At 39.6% G+C, this 7,500-nt stretch carries 7 protein-coding genes (1 of these 7 only partly in view); 1 reads left to right on the top strand and 6 read right to left on the bottom strand.

Annotated features, from left to right (window positions below; translation table 11 throughout):
• The 3 genes in view from LEP1GSC062_RS05150 to LEP1GSC062_RS05140 are tightly spaced (at most 27 nt apart) and all read right to left on the bottom strand, a layout consistent with a single transcriptional unit that may run on beyond the window.
• A protein-coding gene (locus tag LEP1GSC062_RS05150) for a GMC oxidoreductase (RefSeq protein ID WP_020983657.1) crosses the window boundary here: on the bottom strand, positions 1-1,484 show its 5' portion. The gene continues 241 nt to the left of window position 1, outside the view; 1,484 of the gene's 1,725 nt are visible here — the first part of the coding sequence; it begins with the start codon at positions 1,482-1,484; its stop codon lies beyond the left edge, outside the window.
• A 27-nt stretch (positions 1,485-1,511) separates the two neighbouring features.
• Positions 1,512-1,946 carry a hypothetical protein gene (locus tag LEP1GSC062_RS05145; RefSeq protein WP_010577178.1) on the bottom strand — a complete coding sequence of 145 codons (435 nt, stop codon included), beginning with the start codon at positions 1,944-1,946 and terminating at the stop codon, positions 1,512-1,514.
• On the bottom strand, positions 1,931-2,884 hold the full coding sequence (locus tag LEP1GSC062_RS05140; protein WP_020983629.1) for a hypothetical protein: 954 nt from the start codon (positions 2,882-2,884) through the stop codon (positions 1,931-1,933). Before LEP1GSC062_RS05140 ends, LEP1GSC062_RS05145 begins: the two co-directional genes overlap by 16 nt.
• Before the next feature lie 475 nt (positions 2,885-3,359).
• Between LEP1GSC062_RS05140 and LEP1GSC062_RS05135 the strand changes: the two genes are divergently transcribed.
• A complete protein-coding gene (locus LEP1GSC062_RS05135) occupies positions 3,360-4,295 on the top strand; it encodes a cation diffusion facilitator family transporter (RefSeq protein ID WP_010577176.1) in 936 nt (311 codons plus the stop codon).
• A 39-nt stretch (positions 4,296-4,334) separates the two neighbouring features.
• Here the strand turns inward: LEP1GSC062_RS05135 and LEP1GSC062_RS05130 are convergent, their stop codons facing one another.
• The 3 genes from LEP1GSC062_RS05130 to lfb1 form a co-directional block, all read right to left on the bottom strand.
• The gene (locus LEP1GSC062_RS05130; RefSeq protein WP_020983644.1) at positions 4,335-4,841 is read right to left on the bottom strand and encodes a PaaI family thioesterase; all 507 of its coding nucleotides are present in this window, start codon (positions 4,839-4,841) and stop codon (positions 4,335-4,337) included.
• Positions 4,828-5,421 (bottom strand): TetR/AcrR family transcriptional regulator, encoded by a 594-nt coding sequence (locus LEP1GSC062_RS05125; protein ID WP_010577175.1) that lies wholly within the window; start codon positions 5,419-5,421, stop codon positions 4,828-4,830. Before LEP1GSC062_RS05125 ends, LEP1GSC062_RS05130 begins: the two co-directional genes overlap by 14 nt.
• 632 nt (positions 5,422-6,053) lie before the next feature.
• Complete coding sequence (lfb1, locus tag LEP1GSC062_RS05115; RefSeq protein WP_020983604.1) at positions 6,054-6,425, bottom strand: LIC10280 family protein; 372 nt, start codon at positions 6,423-6,425, stop codon at positions 6,054-6,056.
• Positions 6,426-7,500 lie beyond the last annotated feature (1,075 nt).

Here is a 7,500-nt window from a genome sequence, read left to right as displayed (position 1 = left end):
ATCGGCCAAGACCAGGTCGGGAGCGGAAAATAAAAATCTGTTTTGATAAACGAAGCAAAGGCTTTCATCACGCCGAGAATCGCTTCATAAAGCGACATACTGTTCTTTTGAGGCCATTGAATCTGAAAACTTTTTTTACGATCCAAAACCATTTCGCCATCTGCGCGGTCGATTCCCATACACAATAATACCGCGGAAGTGTAAGAAAGGTCGCCTTTCATTAATTCGCTTATCAGATAACCAATTTTTCCGAAAATTTTGCCGTTTAAAAATCTTTTGAAAAGTTCCCCGAGCATATGAAAGAAAAATCCGATTCTTAAAAACCAGGGAACGGACGCCGCGGCAAAATAAGAAGCAAAAACGGGATAACTCGCGTCCTGAAGAATAAAAGCCTTTTTAGGATCGTAACTTTTGAACAAGTTATAGTCCGTATATTGTGTAATTACCGGGCCGTAGTTCGGGTTTGCGGGTTCTTTCCCTTTGATGGCAAAGGATAAAAAGTCGCCGTTGCCGGAGAATTGTTTTCCTAGGTGATCCGATATATCGGGAAGAGTTTTGAATTCCTCCTTACATCTTAAAAGAAGTTCGGTACTTCCTAACGTCCCTGCGGAAACTACGACTCGTTTTGTGACTACGGAAATCAAATCTTTGGTATGCGCGGAAAGATCTCTAAAATAAATTCGATAACCGTTTTCACCGTGATAAGAAGAATTATCGTTTCCGTCCGGTCCGAGAGGAACGATCTTTTGAACTAGATGTTCGGTTCTCACATCAGCCTTGTATTTGTTTTCCGCCGCAAAAAGGTAATTTAGATCCAAAGTGTTTTTGGAATGTGTATTACATCCGATATCGCATTCCGCACAATATGTGCAGGAAGTTTGGACGGCTCCGTAACGATTTTTTTCCTGAAGTCCTATCGGTGTGGGTTTCTTGAAATCGTTTCCGAAAAATACGTTGATATCCGCAAGTTTGGATTCTCTGCCGACGGATTTTGCAAATCTTTGATAGAGTTCGGTTCGAACGATTTTTCTTCGAGGATCGTTGTCCGTCGGAATTGGCCTGGAGCCCAAAATCTCTTTTACAATTTTATAATATGAAGTTAAGCTTCTCTTTTTCACGTTCGCAGGCCAACGTTCGTCGAAGATATGATCTGGCGGTTCTAGGAAAACATTGGCGTAAATCAAAGACCCACCGCCGAGTCCTGCAGAAATAACGACGTCCATGTTTTTGTAATTTCGAATGTCGAATAAACCCGTTTGATTCAATTTGGAAAGTTTTTTTGGACGAGCTTTGGAACTGTCTTCTTCGGGAACGTTCCAAAAATTTTTAGACATATCGTGAGGAGAACGGGGAAAGGAACCTTTGGGATAGCGTTTTCCACGTTCCAAAATCAAAACCCGGCCCGGCCATTTTTTGCTTAATCTACAACTGTTTACGGCACCGCCGAATCCGGTACCAATCACAACCGCTTCGTATTTTTTCATTACAACCCCAAAGAGTATATTTGTATATTAAAATAAATTAAATTCAAAACGATTTAAAAGATAGATGCCGATGAGTAGGGCTCCCAAAAAAGAAATGAACGAGAACAAGAAATGGAATTTATCCCATTTTTCCAAGGATCGAAATCCCTTATAAATTCGTTTCGAAGACCATTTAGGCAGTTCCTCAAGTTCGTCGCCTAATTTATGAAGGTCCACGAAAGTCAATATGATCAGAATCAAGGTTAAAATCAAAAGAAGAGGATTGATTCCTCCGGAAATGGTGCAAAAAACTTCTCTGGTATAACTCAAATTACCCCAACATACGAATGTGCGAAAGAAAATCCAAGCAATCAAAATCGGAAGACCTGCAAATACGATAAGGATTTCTCCCCAAATCGATTTCTTCTTAACTTTTCTTTTTCTTTTTTTCCGAGGGTGTTCTTCTCTTAAGGATTCTGCCATAAGTCGTCTCCGTCGTAGAGTTCGATTTGTTTACGGGATTTTTTGTCTTGAAAATAACCGAGGTCTTTCCAAACGCCCAGGGAAACTTGTTTGTAAATTTTCCAAGACTTACCACAATCCGGAATGTACGGAATGTCCTTTTGTTCGACTACCCTTTGAACGTATTCTTGGCAATTGGAGGCGGGATAACGTTCCTTTTGTAAGGGATTGTATTTTGGAAAAGAGTCGGACTCTCTCAATCGATGTAATAAAATTTTTCTGAGTCTGTCCTCGCATTTTGTTCCGAAAATACAATGCCAGGGATAGTTATTTCCGGTAAGTTCTCTTGCCTTTCTAAAATCTTCCTTGATTACGACTTCTTTCAGATCGGAACGAAATAAATTCGGAATATTCTTCGCATAATTTTCCCACTCGACAACACGATCATCGTTGTAAACCGGGTGATCGGGTAAGGTCATATCGGAAGCGTGTCCTCTTCCCGTAGGATACATTTTTTTAGGATTTAACAATTTACGATGTGCGAATGAATCTCCCAACAAATGAAAAGCGAAACCTAACGCACATAATCTTTCGGGAAGTCTTTCCTTTTTGGAAATAAGCTTTGTACGCAGTCGATCCAAGGTTGTGACGGCTACATTACGAAGGTGTTCGCTGTTTCCACCGGTTAAACCGTGTAACAGCTGTTGTATCTCGGCCATTCTCCCCAGAACCTTCGGTGAACCTTGGCTGTTAAGAACCCAAAGCATGTAATCGAAAGGATATTTAAACGCCAGTTTTTGATATACCGAAATCGCATCCAATTCGGGGACCTCGTCCGGAAGCTGAGTACAAAAAGCGATAAGAGCGATTTCGTCTTTGGTTAGTGGGGAAGAAGTTTGAAAGTTATTTAAAACGGTTTGAACGGTATAAAAATGTCCGTCCTCCTGATACGCATTCACGCTGTGACATAACGGTAGCAGGAGAATAAGCAAGTATTGGGCTAATTTCTTCCAAGACATAGATCGACAATGAATGCTTTTTTTAACAACAATTGCAACAATTGTTTCTCTTTCTGGTGGCTTTCTCGTCATTTTTTGAAATAAGTTTGAAGCAAGGAATAACGCAAATTTTGTGCTTGAGACTCGAAAATATATTTATCAAAGATAGAACGTAAAACAGGTCGGCAAAATCGATTGAAAATCTTGAAAAAATACGCCATTCTTTAAAACGTTGAAAAGCCGTTCGGATCGAATCATTTTGTAACTCCATATTATTTTAGAAAAGTCTAATAAAGAGAGATTCGTCCTCGATTCGTAAAACGGGGAATTTTTCTTTTAAAAGGACCGATTTTCAGTAAGGAGCGTATTTTTCTGTTTACAGGTTTATGGCTCCGCTATTTTGAGAAAGATATCATTTTAAACACCGGAAGGACTCATGGGGCATCACCATCGTCACTCGCATAATCATAATCATTCTCACGATCCCCACGACTATCATCCTGGAAGCGTGGGTAAAAGTCTTGTAATAGCGATATTTTTCAATCTCGTGTATGCGGGTATCGAGGCGGGAATCGGCCTTTGGTCCGGATCGCTTGCTTTGCTTTCGGATGCGGGTCATAATTTGATGGATGTGAGTTCTTTGCTTCTCGCCTGGATTGCGATTAAACTTCAAGAAAGGGGACCTTCTCCGGGGTTTACTTACGGTTGGAAAAAATCTTCGATCTTAGTCAGTCTTCTTAATTCTATTCTAATTTTCGGTACCGTAGGTTTTATCATTTACGAATCGATTGAAAAATTGTCCAGACCAACTTCTGTTCCCGGAGGAATGATCGCTGTCGTGGCTTTTGTGGGGGTTTTAGTAAATTTCTCCTCGTCCTTCTTATTTCGCAAAAGCAAAGACGAGGATGTGAATATGAAGGGCGCATATCTGCATCTTCTCGCGGATGGATTGGTATCTTTGGGGGTGATTGTTTCCGGTTTGTTGATTCAGTGGCTTGGATTTTTGTGGATCGACCCGGTAGTTGGTCTTTTAGTGGGACTCGTGATTCTGTACGGAAATATTCCGCTTTTTAGGCAAAGTCTCCGATTGAGTTTAGATTCCACTCCGGATACGATTCAATCGGAAATCGTGGAAAGCGAGCTTAAATCCATAGAAGGCGTATTAAATATTCATCATATTCACATTTGGTCTTTGAGTACTACGGAAAACGCCCTGACTGCGCATCTCGTTTTAAAAAACGGTCTCTCTTCCGATCGCCAGAGAATTATCAAGTATAAGGCAAGGGAAATTCTGAAAGGTTTAAAAATCGCGCATGTTACTCTGGAAACCGAAGAAGAACGGGAAAACTGCGGACAAGTCGATTGCAACTGACCGCAATGGAATCATCGATGAATCCCGTTTGATAAAGATTTATTCTTCCTGTTCCTGTTTGTTTGTCATTCTTTTGAGCATGGATTCTTGTAAAATCAAAACACTCGAAGTAGCGATTGCAATGAGTTTGTTTTTCGGGTTTCTGACTTCTGCCTGCATAGTTAGCATAGCGAGCGATTTAGAAATTACTTTCGCTTCGATCAAAATGTATTCGTCCTTTGGAAAGAAAGTTCTAAAAAACTGTGTAGATAAATCTGTGGTAACGCAGGGTTTTTTAGCGGCAAGATAAGAAAGAGGTCCGAAAGTATTATCTAACGCGGTGCAAAGCATTCCTCCTTGAAAAATTCCCATCGGATTTGCAAAACGATCATCGTAAGGAAACCGAACTACAATCCTTTTTGCTCCTTCGAATTCTACGAATTCGGCCTTCATTTCCTTAAAGGATTTCGGTGGAAGCTCTAGACTGAGATTATACTCTTTGGCCATTTTATCGGACAAGTTGTTCATCACTTCCCATGCTTTTGTAGTGGATTCAGAAACCTGCATTTTTATGCTCCTTCGTTTGTATCATCGATTTAAGACTTTGAATCATTTTTGGAAAATATTCCTTATCCTTTCGGATTCTTGAAATTTGCATTGCCCCTTGGATTGCGGAGATGAATAAATCAGCTGTATCACGAACACTGAGTGTAAGTGCAAAGGACCCGTCCTCTACCCCGTCGTACAAAGTTTGTATTAAAAAATCGCGATGTTGATCTTGAAGAATCAAGGTTTTGTCTCGGATCGTTTGAGAAAGGACATGGTATTCTGTGCCCACGACACCGAACGGACAAATATTTCCATTTTCACCGGCGTAACTCACATAAAGTTTAAAAAGCCCAAACAGTCTAACGCGGGGCGATCTTTCTTTTATGTTTTCTATATATTTTTTGAAGTCCTTATCGTATGCTTCCAGTATTTCAAGACCCAATTCCTCTTTGGAAGGGTAATAATAGTGGATACTCGCCTTTTTAATTCCTAAATCGTTGGCTATATCTTGGAAACTGAATGATCGGAAACCGACACTTTGAAAATAATCCTTGGCAATGGTAACGATTTTTTCCTTTGTACTTTCCCCAGATCCCATCAACCCACTTACCTATCGATAGGTAAGTGGGTCAATCTAAAATTCCATTCTAGAAACAATCTACAAAGCCTATTTCGATTTTAATGGGAATTTATCTTTACTGATCCCTACATAAAGAAGTCCGAAATTCTGTGTCTAAACGGAGATTTGTGCTAAAATTGGGTACTCCTTTATGTAGAGATTAGTAATGGTTTCGATAAACTTTCGTACGATAAAAAATCATTGGGCATCGAATTTTATGTTCCTTTGGTTTAGAATGAGGACAAAGTGATCTGTATAATAAGGCTGATTTTCCAATTCGATAGATGTTCTTGATTCTTATTAAAAACTTGCTCCAAAACCTTAATCTGTGGGAACTCCTGTATTTTATTGCAAATTTACCGAATGGATTGTGGGATTTCTCACAAGATTTTAAATTCTATACCGGAAAATTTTACGATAATACTCTTCAGAGCAGTAAGGATAAAATATTATCGAAACCAGGTTTTTGGCAAAAAATCTATCAAGGAATGAGTGAGAAATTAGAATCTCGGAAGTAAGGGAAGGTTTTTGAAAGGACGAATGAATTTGAAATCGTTGTAGAACCAATCGGGAGTCCCGATCGTTCCACAACCAAATACATTCGTATATTCTTATTTTCTTAAGGTTTCGGTTGCACTTCCATTTGCCCAAGTTCCTTCTAAAAGTTTACCGCCGTTTTTCACTTCGTAAATAACGGATTCCGATTCTCCCCAATTTACGGTTAACTTGGATCCTTCTAATGTTCCGGTTCCGGTAAAAGTCTTTCCGGCGACGTTCCAGGTAAAGAGGTATTCTCCGTTCGATTCTGTGACCGTAACGCTTCCACTATAAGCCGAGCCGTTCGGATTGGTTCCGGCAACTTTATACTTGCCGCTGATAGAGGAGGGAGTATTGGTTGTTGGGCTGCTAGTCTGCGCGTATGCGGTTGAAATAAAACCGAACACCATAAGAACTAAAAACAGTTTTGAAATGATTCGAAACATTTGCGTTTTCTCCTTAAGAGTGGGAGAATTTTGAGTGTATTTTCGAAAAAGTCAATTCATAATTCTAAAAAACAAATAGATTCTATAGGAAATTTATTATATTAAAATATAAGGCGAATTGAGTCGAAAGGAGTTTGAATGGCTTTTTATTCTGCAAAATGATTGGATTGAAAAATGAATTCTGAAAAATTCAATGACCCGTAGGGAGTGAGATGCCTGAGTTTCTTCGAACGTCAATAGATTAACGTGAGCTCGTGGAGAAAGTTTGGGCGAATAAGAAACTAAAGTGCAACGACTCCCTGAACTCAGCAAACACCTTCCTATGGGTCGGTGTTTAGGTCGCTCTGCGGGTCGTCGTCGCAGCTCGCGAATTTCATAGATAAAATAGCTCGCGACCGCGCTTTAACTCAATGTTGCTGTCTACGATCGCAACATAATGCTCCAATTCCTTCGGAATTTAACTCAATGTTTCTCCCTACGGGTCGAAACATATAATCGCTTTCGCATTTTGTTATATCGAACTTACGTTAGATTAGTATGATTCTTGGACGTAAGACAGTTCCGAATGTGATATTCTTGATTCGACGGAGTCAAGAAGGCCGGTGGAGTAACTCAAGCATCTCATTCTTTATGAATCGTTCGATGGATTGATCGCTCTCTGATGAACTCAAATCTCGCTCCCGTTTGGGTCGCGAGATAGGGCGCGTTTGAATTCTTATATAGAAACGAAAAAAAATCCCCAAAGGAATTTTCCTTTTATTGTTTCTTCTTTTCTTTCCAGCGGAATACAAACCAAATTTGGATTAAAATCGTTTTTATAATTATAACGAGGAAATAAATACGTATATTAAAAAATGCGCGTATTGAAGCGAATACGTATGCGCTTCTTTGAATACGAATCACTTTACTACTCGGACGCATAAAAAGAATACTGTAATAAGTTTGTTTCAAAAGTTAGAATGTTAGATCTTCTTTAAAAAAGCCAACAATTCTGGATTCGGCGCAATTTTGTGAGGACTTCTATATCTCTGCAAAAATCGCTCGTTAATTCTTGGTACCATTTTTATACGTCCGA

It is taken from the genome of Leptospira alexanderi serovar Manhao 3 str. L 60 (genome assembly GCF_000243815.2).
GTDB lineage: Bacteria > Spirochaetota > Leptospiria > Leptospirales > Leptospiraceae > Leptospira > Leptospira alexanderi.
This window is presented reverse-complemented; position numbering and strand designations above follow the sequence as displayed.

Coding starts and splice junctions, on each gene's coding strand:
- LEP1GSC062_RS05130 (WP_020983644.1), bottom strand. CDS start 4,841: ATGCAGGTTTCTGAATCCACTACAAAAGCATGGGAAGTGATGAACAAC.
- LEP1GSC062_RS05125 (WP_010577175.1), bottom strand. CDS start 5,421: ATGGGATCTGGGGAAAGTACAAAGGAAAAAATCGTTACCATTGCCAAG.
- lfb1 (WP_020983604.1), bottom strand. CDS start 6,425: ATGTTTCGAATCATTTCAAAACTGTTTTTAGTTCTTATGGTGTTCGGT.
- LEP1GSC062_RS05135 (WP_010577176.1), top strand. CDS start 3,360: ATGGGGCATCACCATCGTCACTCGCATAATCATAATCATTCTCACGAT.
- LEP1GSC062_RS05145 (WP_010577178.1), bottom strand. CDS start 1,946: ATGGCAGAATCCTTAAGAGAAGAACACCCTCGGAAAAAAAGAAAAAGA.